This is a genomic window from Pedobacter sp. ASV1-7 (assembly GCF_040203335.1).
GTDB lineage: Bacteria > Bacteroidota > Bacteroidia > Sphingobacteriales > Sphingobacteriaceae > Pedobacter.
In genome coordinates this window covers 1-19,668 of record NZ_JBEHBV010000014.1, presented here as the reverse complement: position 1 = coordinate 19,668, position 19,668 = coordinate 1, and the positions used below count along the sequence as shown (strand labels likewise).

At 36.6% G+C, this 19,668-nt stretch carries 18 protein-coding genes; 7 read left to right on the top strand and 11 right to left on the bottom strand.

Annotated elements, in window-relative coordinates; genetic code table 11:
- Both ABDJ41_RS22810 and ABDJ41_RS22805 read right to left on the bottom strand, forming a co-directional pair.
- Nucleotides 1-960: a 3-hydroxyacyl-CoA dehydrogenase family protein gene (locus ABDJ41_RS22810; RefSeq protein WP_349788468.1), complete on the bottom strand. Its 960-nt coding sequence runs from the start codon at nt 958-960 to the stop codon at nt 1-3.
- Nucleotides 961-967: 7 nt separating this feature from the next.
- Nucleotides 968-1,354 (bottom strand): RidA family protein, encoded by a 387-nt coding sequence (locus ABDJ41_RS22805; RefSeq protein WP_349788467.1) that lies wholly within the window; start codon nt 1,352-1,354, stop codon nt 968-970.
- A gap of 220 nt (nt 1,355-1,574) precedes the next feature.
- Here ABDJ41_RS22805 and ABDJ41_RS22800 point away from each other — a divergent pair, with 220 nt between their 5' ends.
- Nucleotides 1,575-2,450, top strand: coding sequence for an AraC family transcriptional regulator (locus ABDJ41_RS22800; RefSeq protein WP_349788466.1), 876 nt, complete (start codon nt 1,575-1,577; stop codon nt 2,448-2,450).
- Between the two features lie 207 nt (nt 2,451-2,657).
- Here the strand turns inward: ABDJ41_RS22800 and ABDJ41_RS22795 are convergent, their stop codons facing one another.
- The 3 genes from ABDJ41_RS22795 to ABDJ41_RS22785 all read right to left on the bottom strand — a co-directional run bounded on the left by ABDJ41_RS22795 (nt 2,658) and on the right by ABDJ41_RS22785 (nt 6,632).
- Nucleotides 2,658-3,914 carry a hypothetical protein gene (locus ABDJ41_RS22795; RefSeq protein WP_349788465.1) on the bottom strand — a complete coding sequence of 419 codons (1,257 nt, stop codon included), beginning with the start codon at nt 3,912-3,914 and terminating at the stop codon, nt 2,658-2,660.
- Between the two features lie 75 nt (nt 3,915-3,989).
- Nucleotides 3,990-5,234, bottom strand: coding sequence for an OmpA family protein (locus ABDJ41_RS22790; protein WP_349788464.1), 1,245 nt, complete (start codon nt 5,232-5,234; stop codon nt 3,990-3,992).
- Nucleotides 5,235-5,372: 138 nt separating this feature from the next.
- Entirely contained in the window at nt 5,373-6,632 is a 1,260-nt protein-coding gene (locus ABDJ41_RS22785; protein ID WP_502930359.1) for a DUF6934 family protein, read from the bottom strand.
- A gap of 125 nt (nt 6,633-6,757) precedes the next feature.
- On the opposite strand from ABDJ41_RS22785, the gene ABDJ41_RS22780 reads away from it, so the two are divergent.
- Nucleotides 6,758-7,159: a class I SAM-dependent methyltransferase gene (locus tag ABDJ41_RS22780; protein WP_349788462.1), complete on the top strand. Its 402-nt coding sequence runs from the start codon at nt 6,758-6,760 to the stop codon at nt 7,157-7,159.
- A gap of 53 nt (nt 7,160-7,212) precedes the next feature.
- Here ABDJ41_RS22780 and ABDJ41_RS22775 read toward each other — a convergent pair whose 3' ends face one another.
- Nucleotides 7,213-7,884, bottom strand: coding sequence for an energy transducer TonB (locus ABDJ41_RS22775; protein ID WP_349788461.1), 672 nt, complete (start codon nt 7,882-7,884; stop codon nt 7,213-7,215).
- A gap of 569 nt (nt 7,885-8,453) precedes the next feature.
- Between ABDJ41_RS22775 and ABDJ41_RS22770 the strand changes: the two genes are divergently transcribed.
- Complete coding sequence (locus ABDJ41_RS22770) at nt 8,454-8,981, top strand: hypothetical protein (protein ID WP_349788460.1); 528 nt, start codon at nt 8,454-8,456, stop codon at nt 8,979-8,981.
- Between the two features lie 754 nt (nt 8,982-9,735).
- On the opposite strand, the gene ABDJ41_RS22765 is transcribed toward ABDJ41_RS22770, so the two are convergent.
- The 5 genes from ABDJ41_RS22765 to ABDJ41_RS22745 form a co-directional block, all read right to left on the bottom strand.
- Complete coding sequence (locus ABDJ41_RS22765) at nt 9,736-10,122, bottom strand: hypothetical protein (protein ID WP_349788459.1); 387 nt, start codon at nt 10,120-10,122, stop codon at nt 9,736-9,738.
- Nucleotides 10,123-10,226: 104 nt separating this feature from the next.
- Nucleotides 10,227-10,871: a Crp/Fnr family transcriptional regulator gene (locus ABDJ41_RS22760; protein WP_349788458.1), complete on the bottom strand. Its 645-nt coding sequence runs from the start codon at nt 10,869-10,871 to the stop codon at nt 10,227-10,229.
- A gap of 63 nt (nt 10,872-10,934) precedes the next feature.
- Nucleotides 10,935-11,909, bottom strand: a complete 975-nt coding sequence (locus ABDJ41_RS22755; protein ID WP_349788456.1) for an NAD(P)-dependent alcohol dehydrogenase — start codon at nt 11,907-11,909, stop codon at nt 10,935-10,937.
- A gap of 11 nt (nt 11,910-11,920) precedes the next feature.
- Complete coding sequence (locus ABDJ41_RS22750; RefSeq protein ID WP_349788455.1) at nt 11,921-14,359, bottom strand: TonB-dependent receptor; 2,439 nt, start codon at nt 14,357-14,359, stop codon at nt 11,921-11,923.
- 298 nt (nt 14,360-14,657) lie between these two features.
- The gene (locus tag ABDJ41_RS22745) at nt 14,658-15,305 is read right to left on the bottom strand and encodes a hypothetical protein (RefSeq protein WP_349788454.1); all 648 of its coding nucleotides are present in this window, start codon (nt 15,303-15,305) and stop codon (nt 14,658-14,660) included.
- A 443-nt stretch (nt 15,306-15,748) separates the two neighbouring features.
- Between ABDJ41_RS22745 and ABDJ41_RS22740 the strand changes: the two genes are divergently transcribed.
- The 4 genes from ABDJ41_RS22740 to ABDJ41_RS22725 all read left to right on the top strand — a co-directional run.
- Nucleotides 15,749-17,149, top strand: a complete 1,401-nt coding sequence (locus ABDJ41_RS22740; RefSeq protein ID WP_349788453.1) for an RtcB family protein — start codon at nt 15,749-15,751, stop codon at nt 17,147-17,149.
- Between the two features lie 11 nt (nt 17,150-17,160).
- Nucleotides 17,161-17,769: a peptide chain release factor H gene (prfH, locus tag ABDJ41_RS22735; RefSeq protein ID WP_349788452.1), complete on the top strand. Its 609-nt coding sequence runs from the start codon at nt 17,161-17,163 to the stop codon at nt 17,767-17,769.
- A gap of 167 nt (nt 17,770-17,936) precedes the next feature.
- Nucleotides 17,937-18,206: a hypothetical protein gene (locus ABDJ41_RS22730; protein ID WP_349788451.1), complete on the top strand. Its 270-nt coding sequence runs from the start codon at nt 17,937-17,939 to the stop codon at nt 18,204-18,206.
- 308 nt (nt 18,207-18,514) lie between these two features.
- Nucleotides 18,515-19,668 (top strand): hypothetical protein (locus ABDJ41_RS22725; protein WP_349788224.1); only part of this gene is annotated, 1,154 nt, incomplete at its 3' end.

Below are 19,668 nucleotides of genomic sequence, written 5' to 3'. Positions count from 1 at the left end.
TTAAATTGATGGGTACCTTTCGGCTAAACGAGAAATGTCTTTAATAAAGCTTGCAAATTGCTGTTCCCATACTTTACATTCCTCTGCTGTATAATCGAAAAGACCTGATTGGTTATAAATTCCCCTTCCCTTTACCTCTACAATTTTTTGCATCACTTTAGGTACAGTAGTTTTATTACTTAGAACAGGCAATATGCTATTAATGATTTTCGCGCTGTTTTCCAGCCCTTCCACATCCATTCTTTTAAAAATCCCCATTAGCGTGATCCATGAACCTACACCATATTTAAACGCTTTATCAACATCTGTCATAGTTGCTTTACCACTTTCTACCAAAGCGAATGATTCCCTGTAAATAGCATACATTAACCTGTTGGTAATAAAACCTCTGATATCTTTCCTTAGAAGTGTTGGCTCTTTTCCCCAGTTATTTGCCATTTTATACACCATTTCCGCATTTTCTACTTTGGTTTTGTTTCCACAAGTTATTTCTAAAAACCTTGTAGCATATGCAGGTTCCGCCCAATGGATCCCCATAAACCTTTCGGGCTTCTCCACATATTCTTGTAAAACACTAATAGGTATGGCTGAGGTATTTGAGGCTATTATAGTCTCGGGTCTTACCACAGAAGCTATTTCATGATACACCTTACTTTTAATGGTTTTATCTTCAATAACACACTCAATCACAATTGCACAATCGCTTAGGCAATTATAATCTTCAGAAATAAAAAGCGATCGCGTACTTTCTTTCAGTCCTTTTTTCAATAAACCAGCAGAATTAGCATGATCTAACAAATCGGAAATATGCTTCTTCGCATTTGCCTTTTCTCCTCTGATTGGCGCCAAAGCTACGACGTGATGACCAGAAGCTAAGAGAGATACAACGATACTACTACCCATCAGGCCTAATCCGACTACACCAATAGTTGCGCATTCTACGTTAATTTCCTCTATCATTTTTTGATTATGGAAGTTTCACAATACAATCAATCTCTACACGTATACCTTCTGCTAAAACAGATTGTACCGTAGTTCTAGCTGGACGTATCCCTGTAAAATAATTAGCATACACCGAATTAAACCTATCAAACTCATTGATATCTATAATGTGTACCGTTGATTTAACGATGTCATCTAATGTCGCCCCTGCTGCTTCTACAATTGCCTTTATATTCTCTAACGTACGTTTGGTTTCTTCTTCAATAGTACCTAAAACAAATCGCGAAGTCTTAAAATCTACCGAAGCCTGACCACTTACAAAAAGAAATCCGTTTGCAATTACACCATCTGAATAAGCACCAGTAACAAAATTTGGATTCCTGTCTGGATGAATAATTTTTTGTTTGCTCATAGTTCTATTTTTACCTGTTTTAAGGAATGTATAAAACAAATGTATGGAGTTAAGGCTGGGTAGTATATTCCATTTATATGGAATAGTAATACTATTTTTCAAGCATTACCAATACTTGATATAATTCTATATAAAAACGATATTATTTTTCAATATAATAATCTAACCTCTCATATTTAGTTTTTTTAAATGTAAGTTAGTATTACCAAACATTCCCAACATGAATCCAGTAGAATACCGTCTTCCAAAAGAGTTCGACAAATCTTTCATTGTTTTTGAAGAAAGAGGTCCCTATTTCCCTTGTCCTTGGCATTACCACCCTGAATATGAATTTGTAATGGTAGACAAAAGTACAGGTCGACGTATGGTTGGTGATCATATTGGTTTTTTTGATTCTGGCGATCTTGTGTTTATGGCACCCTCGCTACCCCATGTATGGATTAACGATTCTAATTATATAAATGGTCAAGCGAATGAGGAAGCTGATGCCGTTGTTATACATTTCCTGGATACATTTTTGGGAGAGAATATACTACACTTACCAGAGATGGAGCCACTTACAAAAATTTTACAGCTTTCGCAGCGAGGACTACTCATAAAAGGAAACACAAAAAAGCAGATTAATTCCCTAATGAAATCGATGACGTCGCAATCAGGATTAGGGCGTCTGTCTTCACTATTTTCCATTTTTGATATTCTTGGTCATTCCAGTGAATACGAGCCATTGGCTAGTCCTACTTATATGAAAAACACAAAAGAATTTTACTCAGACAGATATGGTAAAATTACAGATTATATACTTCGCAATTTTCAACGAGAAATTACGCTGAATGAGGTTGCATCGCAAGCTAGTATGGCAACTACTACCTTCTGTAATTTCTTTAAAGAGCATTATAGAATGACATTTATAGAATATCTTAATACAATCCGCATTGGTCATGTTTGCAAATTACTAGCACAAAGGGATCATAATGTTGTGTCTATAGCCTATGAATGCGGCTTTAACAGCTTAGCTAACTTCAATAGGCAATTTAAGCGTATAAAAGGTATGTCGCCCAGCGAATATAGACGTACATTGGAAGCAAAAACGACATAATTCAATTATAAAAAATCACTAGTAATAACTTTCTATCTATTATAGGTTTTACATGAAATTGCTATCAACTGCCCCATCAGCAACAAAATCATAATTCAACCCCTTCGGATTTGAACCATATAAACTCCGGAACGTCATTACCCATTAGAATATTTTTGCCAATAGTGTATGTTTATTGCATTACAACTAATATTAGCAGAGAAAAACTTAACCACATTTGTATTTTTTCATGACTTCAACAGTTTCCATCATTATTCTTCGCTGTTCTTGCTGAAGTCCTGTATTGTTATTCCGATAATTGTTTTTTGCCGCTTCCCATTTTGCTTCAAGTTTTTCAAGTTCAATGATTTTACCTTCAAGACAGTTTTTTTTCTCAATTGCCTTCGCTTTTTCCGAGTCCTTTTTATAGCGTTCTTTTATGATGTTTTCTAGTAGGTCGCAAAACTTGTATTGTGCTTCCATCCTATGTGTTTTGAACGTCGAAAAAGGATCATATTTTCCGTATGCGGATTGCATATCCTGTTTTTTCTGATGGTTAACTTTTTTATTTTTCAAATATTCAAACTGTTCTTTCTGCAGGTCATTTTGCCGTTTTTCTTCTCCATGAAATTTCAATTTTAAGGCAGCACAGGGATTTTTACCTGTTTCGGTAAGCTTTTTTGCTTTACTTATTTTCTTTTCGATTTCAGTAGATTCGGTTTCATTCTCCCCAATATGGGTGATAATCTTTGTAATCTCTTCTTTTTTGAATTGTGGCGCATAAAAGCACTCGCTTCCTGCTACTTTCTGGAAAGAAACTGTTTCCGATTGGCTTTTACCATTCGCATCATAACCTAAAATGAGGAAAGTTCCCTTTGAGGTTTCAAGAAACCCAATTCCATACGCACCCAAAAACTGAAAAGATTCAAAAGTTTCCGGAAAATTACCGTCAACGAGAATATAGACCACAAAACCATCATCCGTTATATATTTTCTTCCCTTATATTCGCCACCGGAGAACTCCCGAAATTCGTCCTTATAGAAAAACTTCTTTCCGGTAAGAATTCTTTCCGTACTTCCCGGTTCTGTATTGGAGGTTCGTACATAATGCTTCAGCAAACCATCTCCGCTTTTGCCGGGAATTTTTTCTTTGCTATTGTGATAGAGGTAAAGGTTTCCATTGAGTGTCTGTAGGGAAGCATTAAAATTTGAATTGTTAAAATCGTAATTACAGCCGGATTTTCCAGCAATATCAAATCCAAAACCCAAAACTGCACCTATTTCTGTATTGATGAAAAAACATCCTGTTGCTTCTCTTCCGCTAAAGCTTCCTTTAAACATTACTTTATAGTCGAAACAGATTTTGTCGTTCGGATGAAAAGGTTTGGCTTTTTCAGGTTGCTCGAAAACTTCCACTTTCTTCTTTTCCTGTGCATTGGTGTAATGAACAAGCAATAGGAAGCAGGCTATTAAAAAATATCTCATGATTTTCGTTTCTTTAACCAAATTGCTGGGTTTTCATTGATTGATAATTATTTGATGAAAAATTTGGGTTTATACTTATTTCTTAACAAAAACCACTCTTCGGTTTTTCGATTTTCCTTCCGTGGTAGAATTATCGGCTACTGGTTCGCTTGCTCCTTTCCCTGAAACTGAAATTCTGTCTTCAACGATTTTTAAATTCTTGCTGAGGTAGGTCTTTACTGCTTCGGCTCTTTGTTCCGAAAGTTTCTGGTTAGAAGGGTCGGTTCCGACATTATCAGTATGTCCGATGATTTCAATCTTTATATCACCGTTTTCTTTCAATACATCGGCTATTTCTTTGATAACACCGTGCGATTCAGGTTTTATCTGTGCCGAGCCAGTGGCAAAATAAATTCCGGAGGTACTGTACTTTCCTTCTTTCAGCAGGGTGCTTCTTGCGTCTTTGCCTGTTTCGGCGATTCGCAGGTTACTGATGTAGAAAGCATCTGTAGGTTTTGGGATCAGAGGCGATGCCCTGAAATGAAAGTTGTTGCGATAGGCGTTATTGTCAAATCCTTTAGGCAAGTCGAATACCTTCTGCTCGTCCATATACAACCGAATGCGGTTTCCATTTACGGCAATACTGGCTCTGATTTTCTTGCCTTTCATTTTATCTACCGCCCATTCCATCGTGTTTTCCCGGCCCGAATACAAACTGCTAGAATAGCCAATGAACTGCTTTACAGAAGTCGGAATAAGAAAATAGAAAATATTTTTGTGCTGTATGGTATTTTTCGCCGGGTTGCTTACTTCCGAAAACCCAAACGTAACGGGTGGTCTTTGTCCAGATACAGGATATAGCAAATCAAATTCGATAGTGAAATTTTGTGGTAGCTTGCCGTTTGTTTCGGGGAAACTTATGGTATTGTCCGGTACTTTCAACCATTTTCCGTCCTGACTTTTAAGGGTAACGATTTCACCACTTCCATTGGTATTCCATCTTACAGGAAAATCCCCGATTGCATCTTGCTCGAAGTCATCATAAAACAGGATTTTGTCGCCCGGAACGAAATCGAATTTCGAGGAAGCATAATTTCCGGTGCTTCCCATAGTTGGGGAGATTGGCGAATTCGTTTTTTCGGCTTTTTTACTTTTTGCGCTTTCTTTTACCGAACCTTCGACTTTGTCCAGTCCTTTGTCGATGGCTTTGTCGGTCGTTCGCTCGATGCGCTGATTGACCTTGCGTTCTACTTTCTTTTCCAACTTTTTTAAAATCTGGGCATCGCCAGCATTCGGAAGCATCAGCATTCCAGCGATAGATAACATCACAGTAGTTCTCATAACAAAAATATTTGCCTCCGTCCGAAAGGTTCAATTGTCCAAAACGAAGCTCATTACAATACAAAGAAACTGTAAAAGAGACATTGCCCATTGTAAAAAAACGCAAATTTTCGCTATACCATCATAGGGTTCAATAAGTTAGTCAAATATAATAGAACTAACTTGGCGGGAAATATTTTGGGTACTCAGATGATTTTGAGAAGGTGTATAACCGAAGAAATTTCGGAATTCGTGTATAAAATGAGACTGGTCAAAATAATCAAAATGTTCTACGATGTTCATCCAATCGCCGTGTTGCATATTTTGAATCTGTTTATAGACCAGATTGAAACGGATAATTCGGCTGAATGTTTTTGGGGAAAGCCCGACCTGCTCTTTGAAATGCTGTTCCATAGAACGTTTTGACATACAACTTAACCTGTTGAGTTCCAATATGGGTAAAGCTCCCCTATGCTGCATTATTTTTTGGCAAACAAACGAAATCCTGTCGGTCGGTCTGTTGGAATTTTGATCCAGCTGCTTCAAAAGCCATTCTTGCAGAAGCTGAAGAACTGCCAAATGGTTGTCTGCCTGATCTTCCATTCTATTGGTCAATTCAATAATCTGAGAACCTAATAAAGAACTTAACGGCGGACATTCATTTTTAAGTGAATTTTGAGGAATACCCAATAAACGATAGGCTCCATACGGACGAAACAACACAAATACCATTGAAATTTTGGAAGCGACCAGAAATTGATGTTTACTCATTTGCCCGGCAAAATTGAAACGGTCAAGATTTTTAGACTTTCCGGTATCAACCAGACGACACGGTTCACAAAGCGTAAAGTTTAGTACACTATAACCTGTCGGAAAAAGGTCGATACGTTGTTGCTCTTCTCCATTTCCCGTTTGCATATGGGCATAGCCAATTGCTTCAACATAAGGTTGCAAAGCGATATGGGGTATGTATGAGCTGAACTGCAATTTCATTTTAAATTTAATAATAAAGATAAATAAAAGATTGCAATAGACCACGCACAACAATTGGCCTGGTTGGATATGAACAGTGAGGCCGGACAGGAATATTGGCTTACCATGACCTTGGCAGGCGATTACGCAAAAGCTAACCTCATATAAAAAGAGAAAACCTCCCAAGTGTGCTTCTAAGAGAGGCATAGGAGGTGTATTATCATGTCTTTTGATTTTTTCAAGTACTTGAAATGTTAGGTATCCCTTTACAATAAAGGATGCGTCTGAAATTTCTCTCCAGAATGCAGAAATATTCATTTGATATAGTCTCGTGCGAGATGTCGTGCTACCTCTTGCAAATACAGATGCATGAGGATGGCTTTTTAGGAAATCCAAAACCGTATCTGCAACTGTAGCCAGAACTCTTTGTACAAATTCATTCTTAATTTCTATCTTTACAGCCTGTTATTCTATATCTAACATATTATCCGAATCTTCCTTAAAGACTACATCTTTAAGCTAAAAAACGATAAGTATCTCATGCAATCTGGTGAAGTGCAAAAATATTCAAGATGAATAGCAAACAGTTAATAAGTAGGGATATAGAACTCTTTTATAATAAAGCATCCGAAGAAACCAGATTGAACAAAGGTATGGGAGTATTTGAATTCGAAAGAATTAAATCACTAATTGAAAAATATGTTCCGTCCACTTCTTCTAAAATAATTGATGTCGGAGGAGGAACAGGTAAATATTCAGAATGGCTTGCAAAAAAAGCTCATGACGTGTACTTAATTGAACCAGTACTTAAACATATTCGAATAGCTCAGGATAGAGCTAATAAACTAAAAAATAAATATTCTGTCTATTTAGGAGAGGCTCGAAATTTAGACTTCCCAGATAATTTTGCTGATGTAATAATCCTGCATGGACCACTTTATCATATAGCAGTATCCGGTGGAATCCTGAACTGAATACAGTTTTTAATGTTTTCTTTGCGATAGAGTGGTTCTATTCACCCACATTGTTATTTCATGCCAAGTGGTAATTCATACACAACCCTTACCGGCTCGCCGTCTTTACGACCTGGTTTCCAATTTTTCATATTTTCAACAACCCTAATAGCTTCTGCATCCAGTAATGGATGGAAAGATTGTTTAACATACACATCCCCAATACTTCCATCTTTCTCAACCACAAAAGAAAGAATAATTTTGCCGACAAGCCTGGGTTTAAGCAAGGACTGAGGATAATTAAAACTCTTACTTATATACTTGTAGAGCTTATTTATGCCTCCCGGATATTCAGGCCTCTCTTCTCCAGGATTTGAACCAAATATTCTAACGGTAGTATCAGGACTGCCATCGTCTAGAAAATAAGCTCTCGATCTCGCCTTCCCTTGCTCGTAAATGATTTCATTTATCTTTTTATCATCTTTATACCACGTAAAAATACCATCCTTTATTTCGGGTGACATAGAAGAAAAAGTACCTGTCATTTGAATCTTTCCGGACATATAGAAATCGGTAACTTCATACTTTTTACTTTGTTCAACTAACTTTACTATTCGATAGTAAGAGGCATTGGCTTTTATCGTAGTTTTCCAGTCTGCATCGAAATAAACAGTATCCAGATTCTGACCGTAACATAGAGATGCCAAAGACATAAAAAGCATTAAAATAGAGATGCGTAAATTCATAGCATAAAAATAAGCGTATTGAAGGAAAATAGCGTAAAAAACAGGATTAATTTATGCAGTTTGGTGTATACCAACTACTGCTCAGTTACTGGTCAGATACTGGTCAGCTACTGCTCTGCTACTGCTTTTGCAGTAAAAACCAGTATTAAAGCAGTCGTAGAGCAGTTTCAGTCATACATCTGTTACAATCCAATGTCAAACATCATTAACTCTCCTACTCATTCCCCCGCAACTATTTTATTGCACAAAATACATTAAATCAAGCCTATAAAAATCCACTTAAATGGATTTATTCCCATTATTCCAAATTAACCATTGTTATTATGGAATAAAATTTTAAACTTTGAGATAACCAGATAAACTAAACGCTACTCAATCATGAAATACCTTCTCAAGTCAATACTGCTTTACAATCTTTTACCATCAATCTTCTTCCTGCAATTTTGCGGTTGTGATGAATGCATAACGCTGCTATAACAACAAGGCCGGCATATCTGCTCGCACAACGAGCTATATAGCAGCAACAATATAAATTTAGAAAAAACACCAACCCAATTAACCATTAAAAAATGCTCATTAACACATTCTGGAAAATAGTTATAAAGATTATAGGCTTATGGCTTTTGTTTAGTTGTATATCAATAATTCCACAATTTTTATCAGCCATCTCTTTTATAAATGGCGAATTAAATATTGACGGTTTATTAATGCTCTGGTTAACACTTTTTGGCGTAATAGCTATTTATATTTTAATCATTCGACTATTTCTATTTAAAACGGATTACATTATTGAAAAACTAAAACTTGAGAACAGTTTTAATGAAAACAGGATTGATTTAAATATGAAAAGTACAACAGTAATTACAATTGCTATAATTGTAATTGGTAGTTTAATCCTTATCGAAAGTTTACCTAATTTTTGTTCAAGACTATTTGAATACTATCGGCTAAAAAATCAATTAACACCGTATAATGAAACAGCTTGGTTAATATATTATTTCATAAAGGTTGTTATTGGCTATTTACTATTAACAAACAGTAAGGTTTTAACCAAACTCATTATTAAAGAAAGTTCAGAAAATCAAACGAATGGTTAACAAAAGCTCTATGTGAAATTGAACGGTAGCTTAATGCTACTCCATAAATAAAAGAAAAAAAATAGTCTGAAATCAACAATTAAATTCATTAGTACATGTCTTATACCTTATCAGCCTTTGTAAACATTGATCTCAGATCTTTCCTTATAGTTATATTCATATTCATCGCGCTTGGATTTTTAATAAGTAAGAAGATACTTTCAAGAAAACTTAGTCATCAAAAGGATTCTGTAATTAATATTTATTCCGGAATAATCGGTTTATTATTCGCAGTTATAATGATTCTAGCGATATTTTTCTGTCTAAATTAATTCAAAAATAAGTCAATAATGCTCTACAACCTTTTATCATCAATCTTCTTTCTGCACTTCTTGCGGTTGTGATTAATGCATAACTAATAGCACACTATACTACGTGCGAAACTGATTTGACCTTGATCGTTGCATCTTCAGCGAAAACTACAATAGGTATAAATTTAACTCCAGGAAGATCTGGCAAACAAATATCCAAGGGATTTGCAACTTACGGTTTCCCGTAAAACTCTATTAATGACAATGAGTAGTTTTGAGTGTTAATAGATTCCAAGTCTTCTGGTTTTTACTTTTTACTTTCTTCAACTAACTTTCCTATTCGATAAAAAGAAGCATTAGCTTTTATCTTAGTTTTCCAGACCCCTTCAGATTTTCACTTGAAGGGGGTCTTAATAAATCTGCCTTGCTTAAGTGGGCAAAATCATTTATCAGTTTCAAAGGCTTCAGAAAACGATAACCGGTGCTCCTTCCGAAAAAGCTCCGAAGCTATTGGCTACTACCTCAATAGGCGTCCCTACCTGGGTCCCGCCTCTTTTTATAACCAAAGTAACCTTCTGTCCTGCCGTTCCACCATTTCCAGTTAACGCAATGATAGCCGCTGTAACGTTGTCGGCATAAGTAATTTCTTTCTTCCAGGGTAAGGCTGTTATCTGATTATTAGTCGTACCACCCGATGCTGTGGTGTAGGATATGAAAAACGTACCGGTAAAATTACCCGCCACCTCATAACTGAGCGTTCGTGATTTTGGAACTGGAGTCTTGTCTTTATCTTTTTTACAAGATACTAAAATCGTGAGCACTGTAAGGAATACAATAGTTAACTTTTTCATAATAGGATTTTTTGTTTACTATGCAAAAGTAAACCCCTGAAATAGCAAACTTCTTGACTTCGGTTAAGAAATGATTTGATCAATGAAATTACGCAAGGAACAGGCTACACCTTGGATGATGCCGATGAACGTAACCGGCCCCTGATCCGGCTTAAAGATTCGGGCTTGACACCTAAATAACTTGCAATATGATAAAGCGGGACAAATTGAAAAAGTTCAGGTTTGGTTTTTATCAGGTTTTCGTAACGCTCCTCAGGGCTGGAAGAAAGGTAGTTATTTACCGTATTTTTATAACTGGAATACTGCTTTTCAGTCTCTATTCTGCAAAGAGATTCCAGTCTTGGAAATCGGCTGTACATTTCCTTTTCTACTTCAAACGAGAACACTGAAATGATACATTCGCAAACACATTCCCAGGTAACATTGCTTGGGGTCTGATTCAATCTATGTCCACCATCATATAGACTGTCGCCAACAGTGTAAAAGGCCACCGTTTTTTCTTCACCATCCTTACAGTAGAATTCTCTGATACAACCCTTAAACAGATGGTAAGATGATTTGAGTATTTGTCCTTCTTTTAGCAGGAGCGTTCCCTTTTTTAATCTTTTAACAGGAATGTTTTCAGCAAAAAAATCTTTTTCCTCCTGGGTATTTCTGTTGGAGCTTACTAACGATTTCATGATCTCCAAAACCTCAAAGTCAGGATCCAATTGACCAGAAGACGTTACATCATTATCAAGATTCATCATAAAAATAAATTTACGATAATTCTGAAATATCTCAATACCTATAAATGAAAATCCTATTTAAAATCACTGATCGAAAGTAATGATTACATTGCCCTTTTTTTTTCCGCTCAAAACATAGTTGTAAGCTTCTGCAATGTCGTCTAATCTATACTTTCTGTCTATTAAAGGCTTAAATTCTCCGCTTTTAATGCGCTCATCAATGAACCTGAGACTTCGATGCGCGGATAAAGGGATAGGGAATTTTACTTTTTTGCCGGACATAAAAGGAGATACCAATGCGAGCAGCGGGTTTTGCCAGTTAGGGCCCAGTTCAGATGATATGTAAATTCCGTTTGGTTTAAGCAGCGGCTTGCATTGTGCAAAGGTACTTTTCCCTACTGCATCAAAAACATAGTCAAACTGCTCATCAAGCTTTGTGAAATCTTCCTTTTTATAATCAATCACCCGGTCAGCACCCTGCAATTTCAACAACTCCGTATAATCAGTTTCGCAGGTTACGGTAACCCGCATTTTGAAATACTTTAAAAATTGTACTGCAGCATTGCCAATGGCACCAGTACCCCCATTTATTAGCACATTATCTCCTGCTTTCAACTTCATTTTACTTAGAAAATAAAATGCATAATGAGCCCCTTCCAAACTGGCTGCTGCTTGTTCGTAGGTAAAGTTTTCAGGTTTCTTAAAAATCGCTTTCTTAACTGGCACAGCTACATATTCTGCCTGTGAACTTAGGCCCTGGTCAAAAAAACCGTACACATTGTCTCCAATATCAAATTGGCTTACATTGACTCCTCTGGCCACAACAATGCCAGAAAAATCTGTTCCCGTAACAGGCAGGGCTGGCTTGAACAAACCAATAAAACACCTGATCAGCCAGGGTTTTCCCGTTAGCACTCCGCAGTCAGTACGGTTTACGGTTGTCGCTTTTACCTTCACTAAGATCTCATCATCGAAGGGTGACGGGATAGGCACTGTTGTAATTCTCAACTGCTCCGGATTGCAGTACTGATATCTTATTGCTGCTTTCATCATAGTCATAAATATCTCTATTAAAAATAAACCCTATACATCAAATTAGGAAAAGCGGCAGTTTGGCGCATGTAATCTATCGAACCAGATTTGCCAGGATCATAAAACTCAGTTAGGCGACCTCTATTATTCGTAATATTATCTACGTTAAGAAAAATTTCATGTGTTGCCTTTGGCCTGTTAATTTTATAACTAAAAGAAACTGTTATTTGGTAAATATCTTCTATGTCCCGCTGATATGCCTTACTATAGTCATAAAACCTGTTAGTAGCAGGATCTACAGCCAAGTTACCATCGGCACCCCTGAGTAAGGGAATTATTTTTTTACCTCCTCCAAAAAACACTCTACTGTTAAAGCTAAGCGTCTTGTTTTGCTTTTTACCAAGTTTGGTAAAGTCTTTACCAAAAAGCACGTTAATTAAGTAATTTCCATTAAATCTAGTATTTCTTTCAATCCCATCAAGGGCTTTATAGGTTGAATTATAAACAGATGCATTAATGAGGTAATAATAATTTTTATTAAAGAAACGCTCCAACGTAAATTCAATACCATAGTTTTCTCCGCTTCCTTTGTTAACCAAATCAAGGTATTGAAAATCGAGTCCTTCGTTAATTGTAGCAAAGATGCTGGTGTCTGAATTTGCTACTGGCAAGTTATAGAGGCGCTGATAGTAGGTTTCCATTTTTAACAGCATATTCTTATTGAGTCGCTTTTCGTACCCAAGAGTAAAATGATGGGCCTTTAATAGATCTAAGTCTCTATTTGGTTCTATAGTGTTGCCATTTGGTAGTTTTACTTTTGTAAAGTAGTGATGGATACTCTCCATGGTACTGTGTTTACCATATCCACCGCTTATTGAACTGTTATTGGTAAGTTGCCAATTGATAGCTGCCCGTGGTTCAATGGTGCTCTTTTTATTCAATAAAACATTCATATTCTGCACACCAAATACAGTTGTAATGTTGCGATTTAATCTATATTTTATGCTCACAAAATTTCTAACTGTACTTACATTTTCATTCACATTAATCATCGTAAATCTAGTAGAACTGCTGTCCTGGAGCATGCTTTGTGTAAAATCATAATTGTGCAAAGCATATTTTGTACCGAGCTGAAGTTTATATTTTGAGTTGATTTTATTGTTATAAGTGATCTCACCCCTGTAGGTTGACTTGATTAACTTTCCGTCGAAATTTAATACATCATTTACAACCGAGTCTCTGTTCAGTCCCCCACTATTGTTGGAGGCCCTAAGTAAAAAGTTCTCAAAAACCTCATCTTTAATTCCCTCACTTGAAAACGCCAATGCTGTATTAATGTGGCTATTCTTATTGAGGGTTAATCTATGGTTCATTCCTAAATTGAGTAAGCCAGAACCTTTTTTATAATCCTCCCCTGTTTTATTCTGTATAAATCTTTTGCCGGGCGCTTGCCACAATGCTGGTGAAACATCTTTAAAAAGAAAGTTACTAAAGCCCCCTAGTCCAAAAAATGAAAATAGCCCCATACTTCTTGTGGGCAATACTACTTTGAAAGCTGCATCCTGAAAATTTAAGGTGCCATTTAAATCATCGAACAAGCCAAGATTACTGATTAATGATACGGTAGAATAACGATAATTAAGTAAATAAGAGCCTTTATATCCTTTTTTAAAAGGACCCTCAACGGTTAATTCTGTACCAATCACACCAAACCCGAATGTCGACTCAAACCTTTCATTATTCCCCTCTCTGAGCTTTACATCATATACACCCGACAACACATCTCCATACTCAGCAGAAAATGCCCCAGTATAGAAATCGGAGGTCGCCAACAAGTTGTTATTGAGTGCACTTATTGAGCCACTCACCGCACTTTGATCGGAAAAGTGGTTAGGATTTGTAATTTGGATACCTTCCAATCGCCATTGAATATATTTTGGAGAATTACCTCTTACAATAATATCATTACTCCCGTCCTGCGAACTGGTTACTCCAGCAAAATTAGATAATATTCTGGAGGGATCATTAAAACCACCTGCATATCGGTTGGTTTGCTCCGGAGAAATAGACCGCCCACTTACAATAGCCATATCGTTCAAAGCTTGTGCTTTATTTTTATCAAACGTGAGCACTACATCTTTCAATTGTGCTACGGCTTCCTGCATGGTGACATTGAGTACAACCTCTTTGCCTGAATTGACAACAATATTTGGAAGGATTATTTTTTCGTAGCCCACGTTAGATATCTGTAATGTAACTCTGCCGACCTGTATATGATCGAATCTAAAATTACCTTCTTTATCTGTTATTGTCGCTTTTAGAGGATTGCTGCCTGCTATTGCAACTGTCGCGCCTGCTATGGGATACTTGCTATCCTGATCAGTTATGACTCCCCTTATCGTTTGACTGATACTCTGGGAAAAGGAGTTTGAGTAGAAAAACAGTAAAAATAAAACGGTTATTCCTGCTTGCTTCATGAATTTGCCTATTAAAATGTTGAAGTACAAAACAACTCTTTGTTTTAAACAAACTCCTTGACTTGGGTTATGAAATGAATTCTATCCGTCTTATAATTGATGTAAAATAAAAAGTGATTAGTACTTTTTGGTGCAATAGATACCCTTCCTACATACACACTATCGGAGATCTGTAACCCTTCCAAAATATTGGACTGTATAAAAGGCGAAAAATCGTAACTTCTATTCGCAAAGAATAACTGTTAGAATGAAAAGTGTCAAACTCAATTATCTTACGGCCAGATAAGTCAGGAAATCCTTAATGAGGGATACTACTATTAAAAAAGACGACAAGTTTTTCATCAACTAATTCTATTAAACTCTCAGCTGGATAATATCTATCAGGATCATTATTTGCAGGTACTATCTTAAAACTTTTACTTTCGATGTGCTTTCCATGAAGACAACAAGTCCTTCCATAGGACCAGAAAGTTGATGAATTATACCAAACAAGTTCGCTCTCAAGTTTTTTTCCGTTTACCTGTTCAACAATTGGCTTAGTATATATTTTTTTAAATGTCCATTCATTTAAGTAACCAATCCCATTACTATCTACTACTAAAATATTTTCTTCAATATTAGAACGAACTAAGCTAATTTCACCCTTATAACCATTTGGGACAATTATTTTCAACGTTGGAGAGTACAATTTATAATGAAAGATCAAAAATGAAATCGTTGTCACTATTGAAAATAAAGTTAGAAAAGAGTTGTATTTAAATACTAGTTTTAAAATGCTCGTTAATACAAAACATCCCATTAGAATTCCTATTAGCAACATCCCTCCTAAAAAAAGTCCCGATAAAATCATTCCTCCCGGAACATAATTCAGTTTTATAATCAAGGTAAACAAAAGTACCATAGATGTAATTCCAAATAGGATTTTAAGTTTATTATCAACTGTCATATTGGATAAAATTCAATTAAAAAAAGTAACAACCAAAATATCCCCCCCGATAACAACTATAAAAATTTCTGCAACGTAAGTATAAAGTATTATTCTCAAATGGCATTAAGGATCAAAAGAATTTCTCTATATTTGCACCTAATTCCTGATCTGTTAACAATAAATATCAAGGAATCATGACAGAGCAAATCTACATATCGCCCCTTTCGCTCATTGCCTAATTAGGCAGGCAAACACTGTGTTTTATTGAATACGTTGTCAGTTACTATTGTAACCTCATGACTTATTTTGCCTGTTCAAATTCATTGAATCTCAATGAGCCTGTTTAAAATGGGTATATCCTTCTCAAGGACGAATCGAAATCAAAAAATCAATATTAAAATGGATAACATATCTGGATATGCACTTAAAAAGCTTATCCCGAATCAGAAATTATAACCCACATGGGCAATTTAAGAACAAAAGATTTAAGTAAAATTGGTTATCACAATGATCAGCTGCGAAGCCTCGTTATTGGCATAACTTCTAAAAATTTCAAACACCACAGTAAACAGCAGTTGCTGGATCTGTTGGTAAATATAAAAAACGATCCAGAAGCATTTCTGGATAATGAATTAACGGCTAAAATAGCCGAAAAAATTATAGGTAAGATCAATACACCATCTTTCAAAACTTATGAGTTGAGAGATGAACCTGTATTTTGTAAAACCTATGGTGCTAAACATATCGAATCATCAGCTAAACAGCAAATGGAGTTGGCCAACCTGTTACCAATCAGTGTACAGGGCGCATTAATGCCGGACGCACATATGGGCTTTGGCTTACCTATTGGTGGTGTGTTGGCTACCGACAATGCGGTAATCCCCTACGCTGTTGGAATGGATATTGGTTGTCGTATGGCACTCTCTATTATTGATGAGAGTGATGGTTTTATAAAGCGGTTTGAATACCAGATTAAACAGGCTTTAAAAGACCATACCCATTTCGGTATGGAAGGTGGACTGGAAATAAGACAGGAACACGAAGTTTTGGATAGTCCTATATTTAATGAAATTCCTTTTCTAAAACCTTTACGGGGAAAGGCCGTAAGACAATTAGGAACTTCTGGCAATGGAAACCACTTTGTAGAGTTCGGTGAGATTGAAATGCTATCCGATAACACCTTGGGGTTGCCTGCTAAAAAGTATGTGGCTTTATTATCCCATTCAGGAAGCAGGGGTTTGGGATCTGCTATTGCAAGACATTATACCCAGATAGCCATGAACACTTGCAAACTTCCCCGCCATGCACAACAATTGGCCTGGTTGGATATGAACAGTGAGGCCGGACAGGAATATTGGCTTACCATGACCTTAGCAGGCGATTACGCAAAAGCCTGCCATGAGCGTATACATGCCAACTTGTTAAGTGCATTAGGATTAACTGCTATACATGTTGTAGAGAACCACCATAATTTTGCATGGAAGGACAAACTATCTGATGGTAGAGAGGTTATTCTTCACCGTAAGGGCGCAACACCAGCACATCGTAACGAGCTGGGTATTATTCCGGGCAGTATGACTACCCCAGCATACCTTGTATCAGGGAAAGGTTCGCCAGAAGCCTTATACTCCGCTTCGCACGGGGCAGGTCGTTCCATGAGCCGGCAAAAAGCAAAAGACAGTATGACGGTTTCTGCCATGAAAAAGTTGCTTGCCAATGCAGGCGTCAGCTTAATTGGAGGAACAGTCGAAGAGAATCCTTTAGCATACAAGGACATTGAAGCTGTAATTACTGCTCAACAAGAGTTGGTTGATATTCATGGCAAGTTTTTTCCTAGGATCGTAAGAATGAATAAGGATTAAGTATGAAAAAGATGATGATACAAATCACTTCAGGTAAAGGCCCGGCAGAATGCTGCCGGGTTGTAGCTTGCGTGCAAAGCCTGATGATGAAACAAGCTAAACAGCAAGGCATTGAATTACAGGTGTTGGAAAATAAACCTGCTGAATTAAACAGAACCTTATTGTCTGCAACAATGATGGCCACAGGGAATAGTCTGGATACTTTTATAGCCGAATGGGCTGGCACTATACAATGGATAGCACAAAGCCCGTATAGAAGGTACCATAAACGTAAAAACTGGTTTGTTGGTGTAGCAGCCTTCAATATTCAGGATTTGATAGCTTGGAATCCCAAAGATGTTAAGCTGGAAACTTGTCGTTCTTCCGGGCCTGGTGGTCAGAATGTAAACAAAGTAGAGACAGCTGTAAGAGGTACACACCTACCATCCGGAATACAGGTAATGGCAATGGATACGCGATCGCAACTTGAAAATAAGAAACTTTGTATGGCCAGGCTTGAGGCCAAACTATTGGTTTGGCAGACAGAGCAGCTAATGGAGAAACAACATAGCCAATGGCAAGAACATAATGCTCTTGAACGAGGTAATCCTGTGAAAACTATAAAAGCAGATTTGCTTTAATCAACTATACTAGAATACTTCAAAATCCTGTTATTAAAACCAGAACGGAAAAACCCATCCAAACCGTTGATTTAAACTTATCATTAATGATACAAATCAATCGTGGTTTGGAACGTTTATTTTTATAAATTGGTTAAAACACACATATAAAACCTAATTTATAAACTATGAAAATTACATTAGATCTAAAGTCCACCATCCTTGGATTCTTCAGCGCAGCTTTGCTCATCTCTCTCATAAGTTTCAAAAACAACGGTGATGAAAATGAGGGCAAATTTAAAACCGTCATGAACGAAAGCGGAATAGTAATTCTGGATTCACAAACTGGTGCCTATATCATTGCCCCAAATATGAGAGACGTCGGCAAAGTCCAATGGATCAAAGGCGATTTTTATAGCACTCATAAAACAGGAAAAGACAATAAAAAAGAAAACTAGGTATATCGTACATGGATATTCAAGTGTAAATAGCTATCCCCAGATTCAAAAGACAGTGTCTGCTGAATTTGGGGATTCTCCACTACCATGACTTCTTCAAAAAGTAAAGCTATAGGTATAGATGCAAAGAATTCAATTCCATTGCGCTAGACGACCTTACTGTTAAGTACAGACAAATTGGAATGAGTTTTTATAACATTGCAGGATTGAAGGTTTAACGACACATTCCATCCCAACTTGATGTTCCAAAATGGAATATCAAGTTTCTATCATAAAAATTAACACTTGTTTTTCTTTAGATTTGAACTATGAAAATTAGAAGAACGCTCTTTGTACTGATTTTAATTATTATCTGTGGAGCAAAAGCATCAGCTCAAAACACTTTAGACTTACTTTTCAATCTATCCAGTTGTACCGAAATGCCTTGCGACATGACTAAAGTAGAAGAGTGGATTAAGAAATCTATCAGCCCTTTATACATTGCGAATTTGCAGTATAGTACATCAACTTATGGAGATAACAACTTTCTGAGTTTTTCTCTTCGTGGAAGAAATCCTGTTCTGGTGCCGCTTGATGGCACTAATGGAATGCAGCTAAACTTTGCAACACTTCCGCCACCAAGCGCACGTTCTCAAAAAATCAGTGTACTGTTCACGCAGCAAATAAGATCTTATCTCGGCAAAGTGCGCTACGATGAACTTCCACAGACAAACGAAGACTTTTTCTATATAGCTTATAAAATGCTCAAACTATCACCGGGTCAAATGATAGCCAATACACTAAATTATGAAATCGAGTCAGACGGATCAATTGAAAAACTGAAGATCTTTAATGAAATGGTGAACAAAAAGATGAAAACCAACATTATAGTTCCTGAAAAGGCATATGCAGATATCAACCAATATCTTAAATACTACATTCAGACATTCGGTTTAAAACGCATTAACCCCATATACAAAACGTTCATTGAACAAAAGGATTCTGTAAAAACCATGGAAAAAATTGAACGTTTCTATGCAGTCACCAGGTTTTTTCAGGGTGGTATGAAAGCCAAAATAGATGATCACTTTAACCCTCGCTTCAACCTGAGTCTGGACTCGACTGCAACCATTGATTTTCCTGTAGCTATACTCAAACCTTTAAATAAATCTGATTCAATTGCCCGTTTTAAATTCCAATATCTCGAAGCAAAAATGGATTATAGGAAAAAGAACTTTGTCTTGGTTTTTAAAGGTAAATGGTCATCACCAGTTACAATACAAGCGATAAAACAATACAGCTATAATCATAAAACTAATGTACCAATCCTGATTAAGCCTGTAAAGCTACCATCCTCAGGTCTTGATTTTGATAAAATTATTATTACGCTTACCCAAAATGATGTAACAGTAGACGGCAGTACAGTAGATGAGTATAAATATCAGCTAACGAAAGAAAAATGGCCCAAAGCCTCATCAGCCAC

Bases quoted from the DNA above. Each gene is read 5' to 3' on its own strand.
- ABDJ41_RS22810 (WP_349788468.1), bottom strand. From the start codon at position 960: ATGATAGAGGAAATTAACGTAGAATGCGCAACTATTGGTGTAGTCGGA.
- ABDJ41_RS22805 (WP_349788467.1), bottom strand. From the start codon at position 1,354: ATGAGCAAACAAAAAATTATTCATCCAGACAGGAATCCAAATTTTGTT.
- ABDJ41_RS22800 (WP_349788466.1), top strand. From the start codon at position 1,575: ATGAATCCAGTAGAATACCGTCTTCCAAAAGAGTTCGACAAATCTTTC.
- ABDJ41_RS22795 (WP_349788465.1), bottom strand. From the start codon at position 3,914: ATGAGATATTTTTTAATAGCCTGCTTCCTATTGCTTGTTCATTACACC.
- ABDJ41_RS22790 (WP_349788464.1), bottom strand. From the start codon at position 5,234: ATGAGAACTACTGTGATGTTATCTATCGCTGGAATGCTGATGCTTCCG.
- ABDJ41_RS22780 (WP_349788462.1), top strand. From the start codon at position 6,758: ATGAATAGCAAACAGTTAATAAGTAGGGATATAGAACTCTTTTATAAT.
- ABDJ41_RS22775 (WP_349788461.1), bottom strand. From the start codon at position 7,884: ATGAATTTACGCATCTCTATTTTAATGCTTTTTATGTCTTTGGCATCT.
- ABDJ41_RS22770 (WP_349788460.1), top strand. From the start codon at position 8,454: ATGCTCATTAACACATTCTGGAAAATAGTTATAAAGATTATAGGCTTA.
- ABDJ41_RS22765 (WP_349788459.1), bottom strand. From the start codon at position 10,122: ATGAAAAAGTTAACTATTGTATTCCTTACAGTGCTCACGATTTTAGTA.
- ABDJ41_RS22760 (WP_349788458.1), bottom strand. From the start codon at position 10,871: ATGATGAATCTTGATAATGATGTAACGTCTTCTGGTCAATTGGATCCT.
- ABDJ41_RS22755 (WP_349788456.1), bottom strand. From the start codon at position 11,909: ATGACTATGATGAAAGCAGCAATAAGATATCAGTACTGCAATCCGGAG.
- ABDJ41_RS22750 (WP_349788455.1), bottom strand. From the start codon at position 14,359: ATGAAGCAAGCAGGAATAACCGTTTTATTTTTACTGTTTTTCTACTCA.
- ABDJ41_RS22745 (WP_349788454.1), bottom strand. From the start codon at position 15,305: ATGACAGTTGATAATAAACTTAAAATCCTATTTGGAATTACATCTATG.
- ABDJ41_RS22740 (WP_349788453.1), top strand. From the start codon at position 15,749: ATGGGCAATTTAAGAACAAAAGATTTAAGTAAAATTGGTTATCACAAT.
- prfH (WP_349788452.1), top strand. From the start codon at position 17,161: ATGATGATACAAATCACTTCAGGTAAAGGCCCGGCAGAATGCTGCCGG.
- ABDJ41_RS22730 (WP_349788451.1), top strand. From the start codon at position 17,937: ATGAAAATTACATTAGATCTAAAGTCCACCATCCTTGGATTCTTCAGC.